The 18363-nt window shown below is 71.1% G+C and carries 17 protein-coding genes; 12 read left to right on the plus strand and 5 right to left on the minus strand.

The annotated features are described in order from the left end of the window. Nucleotides 1–137: 137 nt before the first annotated feature. Together EP26_RS32015 and EP26_RS32020 are read left to right on the plus strand one after the other, a co-directional pair. The gene (locus EP26_RS32015) at nucleotides 138–917 is read left to right on the plus strand and encodes a response regulator transcription factor (RefSeq protein WP_157033560.1); all 780 of its coding nucleotides are present in this window, start codon (nucleotides 138–140) and stop codon (nucleotides 915–917) included. Between the two features lie 165 nt (nucleotides 918–1082). Beyond that, the gene (locus tag EP26_RS32020; RefSeq protein ID WP_052389235.1) at nucleotides 1083–1808 is read left to right on the plus strand and encodes a transglycosylase SLT domain-containing protein; all 726 of its coding nucleotides are present in this window, start codon (nucleotides 1083–1085) and stop codon (nucleotides 1806–1808) included. On the opposite strand, the gene EP26_RS15545 is transcribed toward EP26_RS32020, so the two are convergent. Then, complete coding sequence (locus EP26_RS15545; RefSeq protein ID WP_043339778.1) at nucleotides 1805–2275, minus strand: DUF192 domain-containing protein; 471 nt, start codon at nucleotides 2273–2275, stop codon at nucleotides 1805–1807. The two genes, EP26_RS32020 and EP26_RS15545, sit on opposite strands and share 4 nt — an antisense overlap. Here EP26_RS15545 and EP26_RS15550 point away from each other — a divergent pair. Then, entirely contained in the window at nucleotides 2274–3215 is a 942-nt protein-coding gene (locus EP26_RS15550) for an alpha/beta fold hydrolase (protein ID WP_245624418.1), read from the plus strand. The two genes, EP26_RS15545 and EP26_RS15550, sit on opposite strands and share 2 nt — an antisense overlap. Nucleotides 3216–3219: 4 nt before the next feature. Here the strand turns inward: EP26_RS15550 and EP26_RS15555 are convergent, their stop codons facing one another. Genes EP26_RS15555 through tpiA form a run of 3 tightly spaced genes read right to left on the minus strand, consistent with a single transcriptional unit; the run spans nucleotide 3220 to nucleotide 6305 of the window. Beyond that, nucleotides 3220–4407, minus strand: coding sequence for an aminotransferase (locus tag EP26_RS15555; RefSeq protein WP_052389236.1), 1188 nt, complete (start codon nucleotides 4405–4407; stop codon nucleotides 3220–3222). 27 nt (nucleotides 4408–4434) lie between these two features. After that, complete coding sequence (locus EP26_RS15560) at nucleotides 4435–5562, minus strand: acetoin utilization protein AcuC (RefSeq protein ID WP_043339734.1); 1128 nt, start codon at nucleotides 5560–5562, stop codon at nucleotides 4435–4437. After that, nucleotides 5559–6305 (minus strand): triose-phosphate isomerase, encoded by a 747-nt coding sequence (gene tpiA, locus EP26_RS15565; protein ID WP_211259454.1) that lies wholly within the window; start codon nucleotides 6303–6305, stop codon nucleotides 5559–5561. The genes EP26_RS15560 and tpiA overlap by 4 nt, the downstream gene beginning before the upstream one ends. Before the next feature lie 119 nt (nucleotides 6306–6424). Between tpiA and EP26_RS15570 the strand changes: the two genes are divergently transcribed. From EP26_RS15570 to lexA, 9 genes are all read left to right on the plus strand, one after another. Then, nucleotides 6425–8314: a SurA N-terminal domain-containing protein gene (locus tag EP26_RS15570; RefSeq protein WP_043339736.1), complete on the plus strand. Its 1890-nt coding sequence runs from the start codon at nucleotides 6425–6427 to the stop codon at nucleotides 8312–8314. 16 nt (nucleotides 8315–8330) lie between these two features. Continuing rightward, complete coding sequence (trpE, locus tag EP26_RS15575; RefSeq protein ID WP_043339738.1) at nucleotides 8331–9836, plus strand: anthranilate synthase component I; 1506 nt, start codon at nucleotides 8331–8333, stop codon at nucleotides 9834–9836. Next, nucleotides 9833–10699: an amidohydrolase family protein gene (locus tag EP26_RS15580; protein ID WP_043339740.1), complete on the plus strand. Its 867-nt coding sequence runs from the start codon at nucleotides 9833–9835 to the stop codon at nucleotides 10697–10699. Before trpE ends, EP26_RS15580 begins: the two co-directional genes overlap by 4 nt. 342 nt (nucleotides 10700–11041) lie before the next feature. Continuing rightward, nucleotides 11042–11629, plus strand: a complete 588-nt coding sequence (locus EP26_RS36250) for an anthranilate synthase component II (protein WP_043339741.1) — start codon at nucleotides 11042–11044, stop codon at nucleotides 11627–11629. Further along, a complete protein-coding gene (gene trpD, locus EP26_RS36255) occupies nucleotides 11626–12636 on the plus strand; it encodes an anthranilate phosphoribosyltransferase (protein WP_043339742.1) in 1011 nt (336 codons plus the stop codon). Before EP26_RS36250 ends, trpD begins: the two co-directional genes overlap by 4 nt. Beyond that, the gene (gene trpC / locus EP26_RS15595; protein WP_052389237.1) at nucleotides 12633–13466 is read left to right on the plus strand and encodes an indole-3-glycerol phosphate synthase TrpC; all 834 of its coding nucleotides are present in this window, start codon (nucleotides 12633–12635) and stop codon (nucleotides 13464–13466) included. Before trpD ends, trpC begins: the two co-directional genes overlap by 4 nt. Further along, on the plus strand, nucleotides 13466–13948 hold the full coding sequence (gene moaC / locus EP26_RS15600) for a cyclic pyranopterin monophosphate synthase MoaC (RefSeq protein ID WP_043339743.1): 483 nt from the start codon (nucleotides 13466–13468) through the stop codon (nucleotides 13946–13948). The genes trpC and moaC overlap by 1 nt, the downstream gene beginning before the upstream one ends. Then, complete coding sequence (locus tag EP26_RS15605; protein ID WP_043339745.1) at nucleotides 13948–15153, plus strand: molybdopterin molybdotransferase MoeA; 1206 nt, start codon at nucleotides 13948–13950, stop codon at nucleotides 15151–15153. Before moaC ends, EP26_RS15605 begins: the two co-directional genes overlap by 1 nt. Before the next feature lie 99 nt (nucleotides 15154–15252). Beyond that, the gene (gene lexA / locus EP26_RS15610; RefSeq protein ID WP_043339781.1) at nucleotides 15253–15987 is read left to right on the plus strand and encodes a transcriptional repressor LexA; all 735 of its coding nucleotides are present in this window, start codon (nucleotides 15253–15255) and stop codon (nucleotides 15985–15987) included. A gap of 9 nt (nucleotides 15988–15996) precedes the next feature. Here lexA and EP26_RS15615 read toward each other — a convergent pair whose 3' ends face one another. Beyond that, complete coding sequence (locus EP26_RS15615; RefSeq protein ID WP_043339747.1) at nucleotides 15997–18045, minus strand: ComEC/Rec2 family competence protein; 2049 nt, start codon at nucleotides 18043–18045, stop codon at nucleotides 15997–15999. Between the last annotated feature and the right edge of the window lie 318 nt (nucleotides 18046–18363).

Here is an 18363-nt window from a genome sequence, read left to right on the forward strand (position 1 = left end):
TCCGCATCAGTGTTTCGCCAGGGACACAGCAAGGGTTACCCACACACGTCTCACGCGAATTGGATTGTATTCCATCTCCTGCACACTATCCTGTGATCACCAACAGCGTCCTAGATGACCCAGCGGCGGAGCAGAGCATGCATATCCTCCTTGCCTCCCCTTCGGCCAATGCCGCGACCCTCGTCGCGGGCCTTGCCGATCTCGGCCTCCGCTGCGACGATATCGACGCCCTCGACGATCTGCCCTCCGCCCTGGCGCTGAGCGGCCCGTATGATGGCCTCATCCTGCGCATCGACGGCTCCGTCCGCGAGGCCCAGTCCGCCATCGCCGATCTCCGCCGCCGCGGCCTCAAGCTGCCCGTCGCCGTGCTCTGCGGCCGCACCCCGCAGCCGGCCGAGGAGGAGGCGCTGCTCCATGCCGGCGCCGATGACGTGCTCGCCAACCCGATCCATCTCCGCGTGCTCGCCGCCCGCCTCCAGGCCCTCGCCCGCCGCGCCCGCGGCCATGCCAGCGCCCGCCTGGTCTGCGGCAATGTCACGCTCGACCAGGCGCAGCACGCCGCCGTCGTCGATGGCCGCCGCGTCAACCTGACCGCCCGCGAGTTCGACTTCCTCGAGACGCTGATGCTGCACAAGGGCGTGCTCCTGACCAAGGAGCGCTTCATGAGCAGCCTCTATGCCGACGGCATGGCGCCCGACAGCAAGATCGTCGACGTCTTCGTCTGCAAGCTTCGCCGCAAGCTCGCCGATTGCGGCGCGGCGGAGATGATCCGCACCGTCTGGGGCCGCGGCTACGTCGCCTTCGAGCCGAGCCAGGCTGCGGTCGAGACCGCCCGCAACGCCCGCCAGCCGGAGGCGGCCATCGACCCGGTGCCGCGGGGCTGGACCCGGCGCAGCCAGGTGCTGGCGACAGCCTGACATCGAGAGGGGCGCCGCTCCTCTCGAACCCACCCCCGCCAAGGGCCGAAAGGCCCCTGGACCCCTTGCCTCAGGGGCCAGCATGAACTGCCCGGGCAATCCTGGCACGCCCCTTGCGCTGGTATCCCCCGCCGCCCGCATGGCGCGGGCCTGGGATGCCGAGCGATGCCCTACCGTCTCCTGTTCCTCCTGGCGCTACTCCTGCGTCCCCTGGCCGCGGTGGCAACACCCAATCCCTGCGCCGCCGCCATCGCCACCGTGGAACGCGATGCCAACCTCCCGCCCCGGCTGCTGGCCGCCATTGCCCGCGTCGAATCCGGCCGCCGCGACCAGGCGACCGGCACGGTCGAAGCCTGGCCCTGGACCATCAATGCCGAGGGCCGCGGCAGCTTCTTCCCCGACAAGGCGGCAGCAATTGCCGCCGTCCGGTCGCTGCAGGCCCAGGGCGTGCGCTCCATCGATATCGGCTGCATGCAGATCAACCTCCGCCATCACCCGAACGCCTTCGCCAGCCTTGAGGAGGCCTTCGACCCGCTCGCCAATGCCCGCTACGCCGCCCGCTTCCTCACCGAGCTGAAATCCACCCGCGCCGACTGGATGGCCGCCGCCGCCGCCTATCACTCCCAGACGCCCGAATATGCCGAGCCCTACCGCGCCCGCATCGCCGCCGCCTGGTCGCAGGAGCAGGCGCGCCCCGCCCCTGCGCCGCAGGTGGTGCTGCCCCTCTTCCGCCCGAGCCAGCCCGGCGGCGGCTTCATGCTCTCGAACGGATCCGACCGCGCACCCATCATCGCCAACACAAATCCGGGCAGCGGCCGTGGCCTCCTGGCCTATCGCAACGCTCCCATCCCGCTTGTCGGGCGAGTGCCGATGCTGCCGCCGCGCCTCTAGTCGGCGTTGTTGAAGATCCGCTGCATCACCCGGTCACCGACGCGCAGCCCCAGCCGCTCGGCCGTCCCCGCCGCCAGCTCCAGCGTCGCCCGCACCGGTCCGCGGCTGTCGATGGCGGCCAGCGAATAAGGCACCGTCCGCTCGGCGATCCGGTGGATGCGCCCATCCGCGGTAATGAAGACCATGTCGAGCGAGGTGATGGTGTTGCGCATCCACATGCTGGATTCGCGCGGCTGCCCCCAGTCGAAAAGCATCCCCTCATCCGGCCCGACGCTCGGGCGGAACATCAGCCCGACCATCTGGTGCTCTGTGGTCAGCGCCATCTCCACCCGGAACTCATGCCGCTTGCCGTCGCGCGTGACGATGACGAGCTTCTCCTCCGGCAGCCGCGGCTGCGGCTGGTTTTGCGCGGGAGCGGGGGTGGCGAAAAGCAGGCCGGTAAGGCCAAGAAGGGAGCGTCGAAGCATGGTGTTCAGCTTGGCACCGCCGCGCCGCGCCCGCCATACTCCCCACATGGAAGCGCTCCGCACCATCCGCACCCCGAGCCTCGAGATCGCCTATGCGGAACAGGGCCAGCCCGATGGCCCGCCGGTGCTCCTGCTCCACGGCTTCCCCTACGCCCCGCAGGCCTATGCCGAGGTCGCCCCCCGCCTCGCCGCAGCCGGCCTCCGCTGCATCATCCCTTATCTGCGCGGCTATGGCGCGACCCGTTTCCTTTCGGCCGACACGCCCCGCTCCGGCCAGCAGGCCGCTCTCGGCCAGGATCTGCTCGACCTGCTCGATGCGCTCGCCATCCCCCGCGCGACGCTGGCCGGCTATGACTGGGGCGGCCGCGCCGCCTGCATCGTCGCAGCACTTTGGCCCGAGCGCGTCGCCGGCCTCGTCTCCTGCACCGGCTACAACATCCAGGACATCGCCGCCTCAGTGAAGCCGGCCGCTCCCGAGCAGGAACACCGACTCTGGTACCAGTACTATTTCCACACCGAGCGCGGCCGCGCCGGGCTGGAGGCCGACCGGCACGGCATCGCCCGCCTGCTCTGGCGCCTCTGGTCCCCCGAATGGCACTTCGACGACGCTACCTTCGCCGCCAGCGCGCCCGCTTTCGACAACCCGGACTTCGTCCCGGTAGTTATCCAGTCCTATCGCCACCGCTTCGGCTATGCCGAAGGCGACCCGGCGCTGGAGCCGATCGAGGCCGCCCTCGCCCGCCAGCCCCGCATCGCCGTCCCGACCATCGCCCCGCATGGCGGCGCCGATGGCGTCGGCCCTGCCGAAGCCTCCGCCACCCATCATCGCCATTTCAGCGGCGCCTATGAGCGCCGCATCCTTCCGGGCATCGGCCACAACCTCCCGCAGGAGGCGCCGGAGGCCTTCGCACGAATGGTGCTGGAGCTTCCGGCGGCCTGACCCATCAACCCGCCGCGGCGAGGACCGGGCGTTCCTCCGCCACCTGCCGCAGCCGCCCCAGCAACGACGCGATCGCCGCCGCATCGACATTGGCGAAGGCGATGCGCAGGTGCCGCTCCTCCCCGGCGAAGGCCGGGCCCGGCAGCGCCATCAGCCCGTGCTCCGTCGCCAGGTGCCGCGCCACATCCCAGGCCGAGGCGGCGCCGAAGGGATGCCGCACATAGGCGAAGTAGGCCCCGAGCGCCTCCAGCCGCCATCCGGCCAGTCCCTCGAAGCCAGCTCGCAGGGCCCGCGCCCGCTCGTCCATCTCCGCCCGCTTCGCCTCGCGCCAGCCGGTCAGCGCCTCGATCCCCCAGGCGAGCGCCGCCTGGGCGGGCCGGTTGGCGCAGATCTGGACGCAATCCATCACCTTGCTGAGCTGCGGCAGCAGCACCTCCGGCGCCGCCAGCGCACCCAGCCGATGCCCTGGAATGGCAAAGGACTTGGAGAAGCTGGTGAGCTGGATGAGATTCTCCGGCCAGTCCTCGCCTCGGAGCAGCCCATGCGGCGCCCCGGCCCCGGGCGGCAGGAAGTCCCGATAGGTCTCGTCCAGCACCAGCCAGATTCCGCGCCGCCGGCACAGCGCATGGAACCGCGCGATGAGTTCTGGCGGATAGACCGCCCCGGTCGGGTTGTTCGGCGTCACCAGCACGATGGCCCGGACCCGCCCGTCGATCAGCGCCTCCGCCGCCTCCGGGTCCGGCAGGAAGCCGGGGCCGCAAGCCAGGCCCCGCGCCTCGATGCCCAGCATGTCGAGCGTCATCGCATGGTTGAAGTACCAGGGCGTCGGCACGAGTACCGCATCGCCCCGCCCGGCCAGCGCCATCATGGTGACGAAATAGGCCTGGTTGCAGCCGGCGGTGATGGCGACATGCTCCGCCCCGCACCCGCCCCCGTAGAGGTCCCGCAGATGCGCCGCATAGGCCTCCCGCAGCACCGGATCGCCTTGGATCGGCCCATAGGCGGCGGCCTCGACACTGCCCGCCGCCGCGGCCAGTCGCTCCAACATCTCAGGCGGCGGCGGATAGGCAGGCACCGCCTGGCAGAGGTTCATCAGCGGCCCATGCCGCCCATCATAGCTTCGGCCCCAGGCCTGGATCTCGGGAATGGGTGGGCTGCCGGTATCGATCAGGCGGGGGTTAAGCCTCGGCATGTTAGGTCCTGTCGCGGAGAAGGACCCTCAACGCTCCCGAACCGCGATAGTGTCGAGGTCCCGCACCACGGCCGCCACCACCCGCTGCACCGCCGCCCTGACGACCCCTGGCCGCGGCGCATCCCGCAGCGTGGTGAACCAGTGCTCCGGCGGGTTCCGCCCCGCCGCCCGTCCGAAGCGCAGCGCCCGCAGCACCTGCTCCGCCGCCGGCGGCAGCCGCTCCGGAATGTCGTAGCCATTGAGCACCGCCCAGACCCCAGCCCAGCACCGCCCGACCGTCCATGGATTGTACCCGCCACCGCCGAGCACCAGGAGGCGCGGCGCCAGCCCCATCAGCGCCCGCACCACCCCCCAATGCGCATTGTTGGAGAGCGAGAGCCGCGAGAGCGGGTCCTCCTCCAGGGCATCCGCCCCGCATTGCAGCATGATCGCCTGCGGCCGCAGCCGCCGCGCGACCGGCAGGATTGCCCCATGCAGCACCCACAGCATCTCGGAATCGTTGAAACCCGACGGTACCGGCAGGTTGCGCGCCGCCCCGCCCGCCCGATCTTCGACCGCCCCTGTTCGCGGCCAGCGCCCCTCTTCATGCACCGAGAGGGTGAAGACCCGCGGATCGTCATGGAAAGCGTCCTGCACCCCATCCCCGTGATGCGCGTCGATATCGACATAGAGGACATTGTCGAGCCCGGCATCCAGCCAGGTCAGCAGCCCGAGCACCGGGTCATTGAGGTAGCAGAAGCCGCTCGCCCGGTCCGGTCGCCCGTGATGCGTTCCCCCGCCCGGACAATAGACCACCCCACCCCCCGCGGTGAGCCGAGCGGCCAGCATGCACCCGCCCGCGCTCGTCGCCGGCCGGGAGAAGACCTCCCGGTAGACCGGATTGCCATGCGCCCCGATATGGAAGCGCGCCTGATCCTCCGGCGTCGCCCGCTGCGTGGCCTCCGCCCGCTGCAAGGCGGCGATGTAGTCCGGCGCATGAAACCGTGCGAGTTCGGCCGGCGTCGCCCTGGGCGCCTCGATCCACCCGGCCGGCGGCAGCCAGCCCAGCGCCTCGATCAGGTCGAGCGCCGTCGAGACGCGGGGGATCGCCAGCGGATGCTTCGGCCCATAGGAGGAGTGCCGGTAGATCTCCGAGCCGATGAGCAGCGGCGTCACGCGGCGTCAGGCACCCCCGCCGCGATCGCCAGGAAATCCGCGGCCACCAGGCTCGCCCCGCCGACCAGCGCCCCGTCGACATGCGGCAGGGCAAGAATGCCCTTCGCATTCCCCGGCTTCACCGACCCACCATAGAGGATACGGAGCCCGCTGCCCGCCTGGCCGAACCGCCCCTCCAGATTGGCGCGGATGGCCGCATGGATGGCAGCGATCTCCGCCTCGGTCGGCGTCCTTCCGGTGCCGATGGCCCAGACCGGCTCATAGGCCACGACCCCACCCGCCTGCGCGAACCCATCCGGCAGGCTGCCATCGAGCTGCCGCGTCACCACCGCCTCGGCCTCGCCCGCCAGCCGCTGCGCCTCGCTCTCCCCGACGCAGACGATGGGAGTGAGCCCCGCCGCCAGCGCCGCCTCCGCCTTGGCCCGCACCGCGGCATCCGCCTCGCCGTGATCCGCCCGGCGCTCGGAATGCCCGAGGATCACATAGCTTGCCCCGACATCCCGCAGCATCGCCGCCGCCACGTCGCCGGTATGGGCACCCTTCGCCGCCGCATGACAATCCTGCCCACCGAGCGCGACATCGGCCCCCAAGGCGCCACTGACCGGTACCAGATAGGGAAAGGGCGGGCAGACCAGCAGCTCCGCCCGCGCGCCCACTGCCCCGGCCCGTACCCCCTCGGCCAGCGCCCCGGCCTCGCGCAGGGTCCCGTGCATCTTCCAATTGCCGGCGATCAACGGGCGCACTCCGGGGGTCATGGCGGCATCCTCTCTTTGTTGGCCTAAATCGGGTATCCGCGACCAACAGGTTTGGCAACGGCCGATGCCTCCGCTATGCACCCCGCCCGGATCACAGACGGACCATCATGCTCACCGCTCTCCGCCGGCTCGCCTCGACCTGGGTCGCCAAGCTGCTCTTCATCCTGCTGATCGGCTCCTTCGCCGTCTGGGGAATTGAAGACACGATCCGCAATTTCGGTCGGGACAATGCCGTCGCTCGGGTGAATGGCGAGCCGATCGAGATCGATGAGGCCCAGGCCGCCATCCGCCGCGAGATGCAGCGCATCTCCCGCCAGCTCGGCGGCCAGTTCGACAACGACCCGCGCATCCGCCGCGCCGTCGCCCAGCAGGCGATCGAGCAGCTGATCCTCGACCGCGTCCTCCGTGCCGAGGCCACGACCCTCGGCATCGCCGTGCCGGACCAGGCGGTGCGCGACTTCATCTTCTCGATCCAGGGCTTCCGCGGCATGAGCGGCCAGTTCGAGCGCCCGGTCTTCGAGAATTTCCTGCGCGGCAACGACCTGACCGAGGCCGGCTTCCTCGCCCTGGTCCGCGCCGACCTCGCCCGGCAGCAGCTGGCGCTCGCCGTCCGCTCCGGCGCCGTGGTGCCGGATGCGCTGGCCAACCCGCTGCTGCAATGGCAGCAGGAGCAGCGCAGCGCCAGCCTCGTCACCCTTCCCCTCTCGGCCGCGCCCGAGCCCCCGGCGCCGGAGGACGCTCAGCTCCGCCGCTTCCACGAGAACAATCCGGACCGATTCTCGAGCCCCGAATACCGCGAGGCGAGCGTCGCCGTGCTGACAGCCGAGCGGATCAGCCGCGAGATCGAGGTCTCCGACGCCGACCTCGCCGCCGCCTATGACTCCCGCCGCAACCAGTTCGAGACGCCCGAACGCCGCAAGCTGGAGCAGGTGCTCGTCCAGGACGAGGAGAAGGCCAAGGCCATCGCCGCCGCTTGGTCGGGCGGGGCTGACTTCGCCACCGTCACCCGCGAGGCCGAAGCCGCCGGCGGCCAGGCAGTGGAACTCGGCGCCATCGACCGCGCCGGCCTGCCCTTCCCGCAGCTCGCCGAAGCCGCCTTCGCCGCCGCGCCCGGCACCGTCACCTCCCCGGTGAAGACCGATTTCGGCTGGCACGTCCTCAAGGTAGAAGGCATCGAGCTAGGCGCCACCCGGCCGCTCGCCGAAGTCCGCGATCAGCTCCGCACCGACCTCACCGCCGAGAAGGCCGCCGACCTTGCCTTTGAGCGCGCCAACCAGGTGGAGGACGCGCTGGCCGGCGGCGCGACCCTCGCCGAGGTCGCCCAGCGCTTCAACCTCGGCTTCGCCACCATTCGCACCGATGCCAATGGTCTCGACCCCGAGGGCAAGCCGGTCGAGCTGCCCGTGATCGAGGCCGCCCGCGCGCCCCTGCTGCGCACCGTCTTCACGACGGAGAAGGGCGCCGCCCCCCGCCTTGCCGAGACCGAGGCCGGCTTCGTCGCCGTCGATGTGAAGGAGGTCACGTCCCCCGCCCTCCGCCCCTTCGAAAGCGTCGAGGCCCAGGTCCGCGAGGCCTTCATCGCCGATGCCAAGCGCCGTGAGATGGAAGAGCGCGCCGCCGGCCTGCTCGCTGCCGTGAAGGGCGGCAAGACCCTTACCGAGGCCGCCCGCGAGGCCGGCTTCGGTGTCCGCGAGCTCGGCGCCATCACCCGCGACCAGCGTGACGGGCCGGTGCCGGCCGAGATCCTCGCGCCGCTCTTCGAATTGAAGGCGAACGAGCCCACCATGGCGCGGACGCGGGACGGCTTCGCCGTCGCCCAGCTCCTGGAGGTCACCCGCCCCGACCCCGCTGCCGACCCGGCCGCCCTGGCGCGCCTCAAGACCGAGACCAGCCAGGCCATGGCCGGCGACCTAGAGACGGAGTACGTCGCCGGCCTGCGCAACCGGGCCGATGTCCGCATCAACGCCCGCCTGCTCGACAGCCTCGCCCAACCCTGAACCCGGAGCACTTGCCATGTCCTCCCCCGATTTCGCCGCCTTCAGCGCTGGTCTTGCCGCCGGGCAGGCCCAGGTGCTGTGGCGCGAGCGGGTGGCGGATCTGGACACGCCGGTCGGGGTCTTCCTGAAGCTTGCCTCCGGCAAGCCCAACAGCTTCCTGCTGGAGAGCATCGAGGGCGGCGCCGCCCGCGGCCGCTACTCCGCCGTCGGGCTGGAGCCGGACCTCATCTGGCGCTGCCGCGACGGCCGCGCCGAGGTGAACCGCCATGCGCTCGCCGCCCCGCACGCCTTCGAGCCTGCCGGCGACGACGCGCTGGAGAGCCTCCGCACCGCCATCGCCGCGGCACAGATGACCCTGCCGCCCGGCCTTCCGCCCATCGCCGTCGGCCTCTTCGGCTATCTCGGCTATGACATGGTCCGGCTGATGGAGCGCCTGCCCTCGACCGCACCGGATGTTCTGGGCGTGCCCGATGCGGTGCTGGTCCGCCCCACCCTCGTCGCCGTCTTCGACCATGTGCGCGACGCACTGAGCCTCTTCACCACCGCCTGGCCGCAGCCGGGGCAGGACCCGCAGGCCGCCTGGGACGCCGCCCAGGCCCGGCTCGACGAGGCCGAGGCCGCGCTCGACCGCCCGCTGCCCCGCCCCGCCGCCCCGGTCAGCCTGCCGCGGCTGCCCGAGCCCTCCAGCAACTTCACCCGCGAGGGCTTCATCGCCGCAGTGGAGCGCGCCAAGGACTACATCCGCGCCGGCGACTGCTTCCAGGTCGTCCCGAGCCAGCGCTTCTCGGTGCCCTTCGCGCTGCCGCCCTTCGCCCTCTACCGGGCGCTCCGGCGGATCAACCCGGCGCCCTTCCTCTTCTTCTTCGACTTCGCCGGCTTCGCCGCCGTCGGCGCCTCGCCCGAGATCCTGGTGCGCCTCCGCGACGGCGAGGTGACCATCCGCCCCCTCGCCGGCACCCGCCGCCGCGGCGCCACGCCTGAGGAGGACAAGGCGCTCGAGGCCGAGCTTCTGGCCGACCCCAAGGAGCGGGCCGAGCACCTGATGCTGCTCGACCTCGGCCGCAACGATGTCGGCCGCGTCTCGGCCATCGGCACCGTCCGCGTGCCGAGCCAGTTCCAGATCGAGCGCTATTCCCAGGTGATGCATATCGGCTCCGAGGTCCGCGGCCGGCTCCGCCCCGGCCTCACCGCCGTCGACGCGCTCGCCGGCGGCTTCCCGGCCGGCACGCTGACCGGCGCCCCCAAGGTCCGCGCCATGCAGATCATCGAGGAGCTGGAGCCCTCCCGGCGCGGCATCTATGCCGGCGGCTTCGGCTATTTCGGCGCCGATGGCGGCATGGACACCTGCATCGGCCTCCGCACCGCGCTGGTGAAGGATGGGGTGATGCACGTCCAGGCCGGTGCCGGCGTGGTGGCGGATAGCGACCCCGTCGCCGAATATGAGGAAACTCAGCAGAAGGCCCGCGCCCTGTTCCGCGCGGCGGAGGAGGCCGTGCGCTTCGCCGCGGGCCGCCGCGGATGACCCGCCCCTGCCCCGGCGCCCGCGCCGTCACCAGCCGCCCGCACTGGCAACCGCCGGCCGGCGCGACCGACTGCCACATGCACATCTTCGGCCCTTACGAGCGCTACCCGCTCTCGCCCGGCCGTTCCTATACCCCGCCCGAAGCCTCCATCGCCGCCTACCGAGCAATGTGCGACAGCGTTGGCCTGGCGCGCACGGTCGTCGTCCAGCCGAGCATCTACGGCACCGACAATGCGGTGACCCTCGATGCGGTCGAGGCGCTTGGCCGTGACCGCGCCCGCGCCGTGGTCGTCGTCGACGAGAGCTTCGGCCTCCCTGCCCTCCGCGCCATGGCCGGGCGCGGCGCCTGTGGCGTCCGCTTCAATGCGGTGAGCGGCAACGGCACACCTCTTGCGCAGATCGAAGCTCTCGGCGCCCGCCTCGCCGAGCTCGAATGGCACATGCAGCTCTACGCGCATCCCACTGAAATGCTTGCGCTGGAGCCCGTCCTGGCTCGCCTGCCCTGCCCGCTGGTCATCGACCATATGGGCGGCGTGAAGTCCGGCGACCAAGGCCTTGATCATCCAGCTTTCCAGGCCCTGCTTCGGCTGCTGCGCGGCGGCGCCTGGGCCAAGCTCTGCGGCTACCGCTCCTCTACCGCCGGTGCGCCCTACGCCGATGTCGCCGCCATGGCCCGCGCCATGATCGAGGCTGCGCCCGAGCGCTGCGTCTGGGGGACCGATTGGCCCCATCCCTCCCTCACCTCGCCAGAGGAGGTGCCGGATGACGGCGTTCTGATGGACGCCCTCGGCGACTGGGCGCCGGAGCCTGCCCAGCGCCAGGCCATCCTCGTCGACAACCCGGCACGCCTCTACGGCTTCTGATCCCCTTGCACGGCACGCGCGGCCATGGCACGACTACCGCCATGGTGCAGAGCGCGATCCCCGCCACGCGATTTTGGTACCGCTGGTATACACCGGCGGCCTAGGATCAGCGCACCCACGCAGACCCGCAGGAGCCGCCACACGCTGGCGGCTTTTTCGTCTCTGCACCTCCCGCCAGCGGTGCCGGCCCCCGAACCACCCAGGAGGCCCCATGCAACGCAGCGATTTCGACTTCGACGTCATCAGTGGCCCGGCCTTGCCTCCCCTGAGGCCGCCCGCGCCGCCGGCCCCGCCGCCGCCCGCGCTTGACCCGGCCGCGGCCCGGCCCGAAAGTCCGAAACCATGATTTTGCTGATCGACAACTACGACAGCTTTACCTTCAATCTCTATCACTTCCTCGGCGATCTTGGAGTGGAGATCGAGGTACGGCGCAACGATGCGCTGACCAGCCAGGAGGCCCTGGCGATGCAGCCGGAGGCCATCCTGCTCTCGCCCGGCCCCTGCACGCCGAACGAGGCCGGCGTCTGCCTGCCGCTGATCGGCGCCGCCGCCTCGGCCGGCGTGCCGCTGATGGGAGTCTGTCTCGGTCACCAGGCCATCGGCCAAGCCTTCGGTGGCACCGTCATTCGCGCTCCCGATCCGGTGCATGGCAAGGTCTGGGACGTGCATCACCGCGGCACCGACCTCTTCGCCGGCCTGCCGAGCCCGGTCCGCGCCACGCGCTACCACTCCCTCGTCGTCCGCCGCGACGACTTGCCCGCCGAACTCGAAGCCACCGCCTGGACCGAGGACAGCCTCATCATGGGCCTCGCCCATCGCAGCCTGCCGATCTGGGGCGTGCAGTTCCACCCGGAGAGCATCGCGTCCCAGCACGGCCACGACCTGCTGCGGAATTTCCTGCTGCTCGCCAAGGCGCGGGTGCCGGCGTGAACACGCTGAAGCCGGTTCTCGCCCGCCTCGCCGCCGGCGAGCGCCTGGCGGAGAGCGAGGCCGAGGCCGCCTTCGGCATCATCATGGCCGGCGAGGCGACCCCCGCCCAGATCGCCGGCATGCTCATGGCGATGCGTGTCCGCGGCGAGACCGTGGCCGAGATGACTGGCGCCGTCCGCGCCATGCGCGCCCGCATGACGGCGATCGAAGCGCCCCCTGGCACCATCGACATCGTCGGCACCGGCGGCGATTCCTCAGGCAGCCTCAACATCTCGACGGCGACGGCGCTGGTCGTCGCCGGCTGCGGCGTGCCGGTGGCGAAGCACGGCAACCGCGCCCTCTCCTCCCGCTCCGGCGCCGCTGATGCACTCGCCGCCCTCGGCATCGACCTCGACGTCCCACTCGACCGGCTGGAAGTCGTGCTGAAATCCACCGGCATGGTCTTCCTGATGGCGCCCCGCCACCACGCAGCGCTGCGCCATGCCGCCGGCCCCCGCGTTGAGCTCGGCACCCGCACCATCTTCAACCTGCTCGGCCCCATGGCCAATCCGGCCCGCGTCCGCCGCCAGCTGACCGGCGCCTATGACGCCGCCTGGCTCCGCCCCATGGCGGAGACCCTCGCCCGCCTCGGCACCGAGGCCGCCTGGCTGGTCCATGGCCAGGGCCTCGACGAGATCGCCCTCTCCGGCGAAACCCATGTGGTCGCCCTCGAAAGTGGCACGATCCGCGAATTCACCATCGCCCCCGAGGATGCCGGCCTCCGCCGCGCGCCTCCCGAAGCCATCCGCGGCGGCGAGCCGGCCGAGAACGCCCTCGCCCTCACCGCGTTGCTGGATGGCGCCCCCGGCCCCTACCGCGACATCGTGTTGCTGAATGCCGCCGCGGCCCTGGTCGTTGCGGGGCGCGATACCGATCTAGCATCCGGCGCGGCGCGAGCCGCGGCGGCCATCGACAGCGGGGCCGCTTCTGCCGTACTGGCCCGCCTGAAGGACGCCACTGCAGCATGAACGCCCCTCATCTGATCCTCCCCGACCCGCAGGCCGTGCCGGACACCCTTTCCGGCATCCTCGCCGACAAGTACGAGGAGGTCCGCGCCCGGTCCGCCGCCACCCCCCTCTCTGAGATCGAGCGCCAGGCCCGCGCTGCCGACCGGCCCCGAGATTTCGTTACTGCACTCTGCCAAGCCGTCGCCGATGGCCGGGTCGGCCTCATCGCCGAGATCAAGCGTGCTTCCCCTTCAGGCGGGCTGATCCGCGACCCCTTCGAGCCCGCCACCCTCGCCGAGGACTATGCCCGCGCCGGCGCCTCCTGCCTCTCGGTGCTGACCGATGCGCCCTACTTCCAGGGCCATGCCGACCACCTGAAGGCCGCCCGCGCCGCCTGCACCTTGCCCGTGCTGCGCAAGGACTTCATGGTCCATCCCTGGCAGGTCTTCGAGGCTCGGGCGATGGGTGCCGACTGCATCCTGCTCATCATGGCCGCCCTCTCCGACCATCAGGCCGAGGAGCTTGAGGACATCGCCCGCAGCCTCGACATGGGCGTTCTCGCCGAGGTTCATGATCGCGCCGAGCTAGACCGTGCCCTCGGCCTGCAGACCCGGCTGATCGGTATCAACAACCGCAATCTCAAGACCTTGCGGACTGATCTTGCCACGTCCGAGGAGCTGGTGCCGCTGATCCCCGCCGACCGCATCCCGGTCGCCGAAAGCGGCATCCGCAACCCGGCCGATGTCCGCCGCATGGCCGATGCCGGCGCCCGCTGCATTCTGGTCGGCGAAAGCCTGATGCGCCAGTCGGACGTCACCGCCGCCGCCTCCGAGCTCGTCCAGGCCCTTTGATGGCCGAGGCTCGCCCCCTCACCCATTTCGACGCGGAAGGCCGCGCCGCCATGGTGGATGTTGGGGCCAAGGCTGAAACGCGGCGCGAGGCCATCGCCCGCGGTCGCGTCGTGATGGACCCGGCGACCCTCGCCCGCATCGTCGAGGGCCAAATGGCCAAGGGCGATGTCCTCGCCGTCGCCCGGCTCGCCGGCATCATGGCGGCCAAGCGCACCGCCGACCTTATCCCGCTCTGCCACCCGCTGATGCTGAGCAAGGTCGCCGTCGACCTCGTCCCGGTCGGGCCGGACGCGGTGGAGATCGAGGCCACCGTCGCGCTCACTGGCCGCACCGGCGTCGAGATGGAGGCGCTGACCGCCGTCACCGTCGCCGCCCTGACGGTCTACGACATGTGCAAGGCGATCGATCGAGGCATGCGCATCGAAGCGGTGCGCCTCGTCAAAAAGTCCGGCGGTAAATCAGGTACCTACGAGGCAGAGTGATGATCTCGGTCGAGGACGCGCGAACCCGCATTCTAGCGGCCCTCGCCGCCACCCCGGCCGAGACCGTGCCTCTGTCCGCCGGCTGGGGCCGCGTCCTCGCTCGCACCGTCCTCGCCCGGCTGACCCAGCCCCCCGCCGATGTCTCGGCCATGGACGGCTACGCGGTCCGCGCCGCCGAGGCCACCGAGGGCGCCCGCCTCGCCGTCATCGGCACCGCCCCCGCCGGCCACCCTTTTGCTGGCGAGGTCAGCTCCGGCCAAGCCGTCCGCATCTTCACCGGCGGCCTCGTCCCACTCGGCGCCGATGCCATCCTCCTTCAGGAAGACGCCGAAGCCACCGCCGCTACCGTTCTGGTGAAGGAAGCAGTCCGCCCCGGACGCTGGATTCGCCGCCGTGGGCTCGATTTCACCGAGGGCGAGACCTTGCTGCCCGCCGGCCGCCGCCTCACCGCCCGCGATATCGGCCTCGCTGCCGCCGCCAACACGCCCTGGCTGACGGTCCACCGCGCCCCCCGCATCGGCATCCTGGCGACCGGCGACGAGATTGCCCTCCCCGGCGACCCGATCCCGCCCGGCGGCATCGTCAGCAGCAACGCCCATGCCCTTGCCGCCCTCGTCCGCTCCGGCGGCGGCGACCCGCTCATCCTCCCCATCGCGCCGGACGACACTCAGGCCATCGCCGAGGCTGCCCGCGCCGCCCGCGCTTGCGACCTGCTGGTGACGAGCGGCGGCGCCAGCGTCGGCGACCACGACTTGGTGCAGAGCGCCCTCGGGCCGGAGGGCTTCACCCTCGATTTCTGGAAGATCGCCATGCGGCCCGGCAAGCCCTTGATCTGGGGACGGCTCGGCCCGACGCCGGTTCTCGGCCTGCCTGGCAACCCGGTCTCGGCCCTGGTTTGCAGCGTGCTCTTCCTGCTCCCCGCGCTCGACCGCCTCTCAGGTCTTCCCGGCGCCGCACCGCGCACCATCCGGGCCTTGGCCGGCACCGACCTGCCTGAGAACGATCGCCGCTTCGACCATCTCCGCGCCACCCTGCATCCCGGCCCCGATGGCGTCCCGCTCGCCACCCCCTTCCCCGTGCAGGATAGCTCCATGATGAAGACCCTGGCCCGCGCCGAGGCCCTCATCCTCCGCGCCCCCGGTGCCGCGGCTCTGCCCGCTGGCGCCCCGGTCGAGGTGATTCCGCTTGGCGATTTGGGGCTTTGATTCGATCCTGTTGACCGAATGATGGAACTTCCGTAGAACATCGCTGCGATTCGTGGTTTGTTCGCCATCCACGCGCAGGGCCAGCCCACGGAGGGGACGATGCTTACCCGCAAGCAGCATGAGCTGCTGATCTTCATCGACAAGCATTTGCGCGCGACCGGCTTCTCCCCCTCCTTCGAGGAGATGAAGGACGCGCTCAAGCTCAAGTCGAAATCCGGCATCCACCGCCTCATCACCGCCCTCGAGGAGCGCGGCTTCCTCAAGCGCCGCGCCCATCGCGCCCGGGCGCTCGAGGTCATCCGCCTGCCGGAGAACATCGCCCCACGCCGCGCCGCGGAGCCCGCGCCGGCCGCCGCCGCGGGTCCCGCGGCCGCGACTTTCTCGCCGAATGTCATCCATGGCCGCTTCGCCCCCAACCTCGCTGGCGTCCAGCGCGCGGCGAATGAGGCGGCGGCCGTCCAGCTTCCCCTCTACGGCCGCATCGCCGCGGGCCTTCCGATCGAGGCGCTGCGCGACAGCGGCAGCAGCGTCGAGGTCCCGGCTGCCCTGCTCACCAGTGGCGAGCATTACGCCCTCGAGGTATCCGGCGACTCCATGGTCGAGGCCGGCATCCTCGACGGCGATACGGTCATCATCCGGCGCGGCGACATCGCCGATAACGGCTCCATCGTCGTCGCCCTGGTGGATGAGAACGAGGTCACGCTGAAGCGCCTGCGCCGCAAGGGCAATTCCATCGCGCTGGAGCCGGCCAACCCGCGCTATGAAACCCGCATCTTCGGCCCAGACCGGGTGAAGGTGCAGGGCCGCCTGATCGGCCTGCTCCGCCGCTATTGAGCGCCTGGGTTACTCCACTGCGGCCACCGGCGCCGTCGAGGCCAACCCCTGCGGGCTCGGCACCGGCGGCACCCAGGGCCGGTTGCCGCGCCAGGCCCGGTCGCTGACCACCTGGGCCCCGTCACGGTCGAGCCAGATAGCATGCGGCCCATCCCGCCATACGGCGAAGCGATCGACCACCTGGGCCAGACAGGCGCCGCGCACCGGCTCGGACGAAACCACCACGGCGGCACTGGCACAGGCCGCCTGCGGTGCCTCACCTCGCAGCAGCACCGCCTCCGGCCCCGCTGGATCGGGCCGCAGTGCGCAAGCCCCGGTGCGGCAGCGCAGCACGCCCTCCGCCATCTCGCCTTCGCGCGGCAGTGCCTCGATGCTGCCGCCGCCCTGCCTCCGTTGCCAGTCATCCCGAATGAAGGCCGCAGCACCGGATTGCCGCTGCAGGAACAACGCCTCCCCGGCCCGCAACCCGATCAGCCGTCCGTCGCCCGAAACGAGCAGATCCGGTGGGCGGTCCACCGCCCCGCTCAATAGCCCCATCGCTAGCAGGGGAATCCCAGCCAGCCGCCATCCCGTCCGCCACAGGCAGAGCCAGAGCAACCCGAAGGCACAAAGAGCGAGGCCCCAGGCCGGGATCGGCTGCACCGCCAGCGCTGCCCCCGGCCAGGCAGCGACCAGCCGCGCGACGCCGAGGATCGCCTCCACTCCCCAGCCCATCGGTGCGAGGGCCAAGCCCTCCAGCCCAAAGGGCATCAGCAGCACCGCCGCCAGCGCCGACGGCATCACCAGCAGCGAGGTGATCGGCACCGCCACCGCATTCGCCACCACGCCATAGAGCTGCACCCGGCCGAAATGGTGCAGGGCGAAGGGCATAGTGGCCAGCCCCGCCAGTACCGAGGTCGCCACCACTCCGAACAGCGCCAGCGCCGCCCTTCTCTGCCAAGCCGCCCGCCTACTGGCCTTGGGCAGGCGCGGCCGCAGCCACTCCCATCCGGCGACCAGCGCCAGCACCGCAGCGAAGCTCATCTGGAAGCTCGCCCCCAGCAGCGCCGCCGGCTGCACCACGATCACCGTCGCCGCCGCCAGCGCAAGGACCCGCAGGCTGAGGGCCCGCCGCCCGGCCAGCAACGCCAGGGTGGTAAAGGCCGCCATGGCGAAGCTCCGCTGCATCGGCACCTGCGCTCCGCTGAGCAGGAGATACCCCGCCCCCACCGCCAGTGCCGCCACCGCGGCGATCGTCTTTCCCGGCAACCGCATGGCGAAGGCGAAGCCGCAGCGCACTAGGGTGAAGGCAAGGCCCATCACAGCCACGATGTGCAGTCCGGAGACCGAAAGCAGATGCGCCAGCCCTGAATCGCGCATGGCGGTGAGGTCACCGGCCGGGATGGCGCTCTGGCCACCGGTGATGAGCGCCGCGGCAATGGCCCCGGTCGACCCTGGCAGCGCCGTCGCCACCCGTTGCTCGATCGATGCCCGCAACCCGGCGAAGAGCGGCCGCGCCTCGCCCGGCGCCACCTCAGCCATGCCGAGCGCATAGCCACTGCCGCCGAGGCCGGAAAAATAGGCCGCCCGCTGGAAATCCCACCCACCCGGATGCGTCGGCGCCCCTGGTGGCCGGACCATCGCCCGGACCTTGAGCCGGTCGCCCGGCTCCGGCCGCGCCGGATCGGCGGCCTTCAGCCGCACCCGCACGAGCCGCTCTTCCTCCGGACCGGTGCCGAAGTGCGCCGCCCGGAGCGTCACCCGCCGCCCCTCAGGCAGCAGCTCAACTTCCGCGACCTCCCCAGTGAGGATCGTCGCCGTCCGTGGCGGCTCCTGCAGCGGCGCCATCCGTCCCGCCTGCCAGCTTGCCAGGGCGAAGCCCATTACCGCTGCCGCCATCAGGCCGAGCAGCAACCCAGCCAAGGGCCGTCGCGCCCCAATCCAGAGCGCAAGCAGCGAGAGGGGAGGCGCAAGCCACCTGGCCGCCGGTGAGGGTTCCGACGGCCAAGCGAAATAGACCAGCACGCCTGCACCGAGGGCCACGGCCAACCACAAGGCAAGCCGGGGGCGTTCGTCCACGAGGAGGTTTTTCCACGCGGCCGTCGATGCGAGCCTGCCGGGCCATTGAGGGGCTGGCCGAGCAGCAGCTGAGGACATTTTCGCGGGGAATACTACGCTCCCGAACCATATTTACAACCATTGCGTGAAGCTAAAGAATGAGAGAGCGTTAAAGTTGTACTTTAAGATGTCAGCACAGGTTGACATCGATTCGTGCCTCATGCCGCGCCGCACAAGGGTTGCATCGGTGCCCGATTCGGCCCCACGGGCGTGCGGAAGCCTCCATTTCCCAAGCTGTGCGGCCCGGTCTATTCTCGGGCCGAAGGGCCGATCGCCCAC

It is taken from the genome of Belnapia moabensis DSM 16746, assembly GCF_000745835.1.
GTDB classification, from domain to species: Bacteria; Pseudomonadota; Alphaproteobacteria; order Acetobacterales; family Acetobacteraceae; genus Belnapia; species Belnapia moabensis.

What these genes read in the sequence shown, in the direction of transcription:
- EP26_RS15570 (WP_043339736.1), top strand. Translation starts at nt 6,425, where the DNA reads ATGCTCACCGCTCTCCGCCGGCTCGCCTCGACCTGGGTCGCCAAGCTG.
- trpE (WP_043339738.1), top strand. Translation starts at nt 8,331, where the DNA reads ATGTCCTCCCCCGATTTCGCCGCCTTCAGCGCTGGTCTTGCCGCCGGG.
- EP26_RS15580 (WP_043339740.1), top strand. Translation starts at nt 9,833, where the DNA reads ATGACCCGCCCCTGCCCCGGCGCCCGCGCCGTCACCAGCCGCCCGCAC.
- moaC (WP_043339743.1), top strand. Translation starts at nt 13,466, where the DNA reads ATGGCCGAGGCTCGCCCCCTCACCCATTTCGACGCGGAAGGCCGCGCC.
- trpC (WP_052389237.1), top strand. Translation starts at nt 12,633, where the DNA reads ATGAACGCCCCTCATCTGATCCTCCCCGACCCGCAGGCCGTGCCGGAC.
- lexA (WP_043339781.1), top strand. Translation starts at nt 15,253, where the DNA reads ATGCTTACCCGCAAGCAGCATGAGCTGCTGATCTTCATCGACAAGCAT.
- EP26_RS32020 (WP_052389235.1), top strand. Translation starts at nt 1,083, where the DNA reads ATGCCCTACCGTCTCCTGTTCCTCCTGGCGCTACTCCTGCGTCCCCTG.
- EP26_RS15555 (WP_052389236.1), bottom strand. Translation starts at nt 4,407, where the DNA reads ATGCCGAGGCTTAACCCCCGCCTGATCGATACCGGCAGCCCACCCATT.
- EP26_RS15545 (WP_043339778.1), bottom strand. Translation starts at nt 2,275, where the DNA reads ATGCTTCGACGCTCCCTTCTTGGCCTTACCGGCCTGCTTTTCGCCACC.
- EP26_RS15550 (WP_245624418.1), top strand. Translation starts at nt 2,274, where the DNA reads ATGGTGTTCAGCTTGGCACCGCCGCGCCGCGCCCGCCATACTCCCCAC.
- EP26_RS36250 (WP_043339741.1), top strand. Translation starts at nt 11,042, where the DNA reads ATGATTTTGCTGATCGACAACTACGACAGCTTTACCTTCAATCTCTAT.
- EP26_RS15605 (WP_043339745.1), top strand. Translation starts at nt 13,948, where the DNA reads ATGATCTCGGTCGAGGACGCGCGAACCCGCATTCTAGCGGCCCTCGCC.
- EP26_RS32015 (WP_157033560.1), top strand. Translation starts at nt 138, where the DNA reads ATGCATATCCTCCTTGCCTCCCCTTCGGCCAATGCCGCGACCCTCGTC.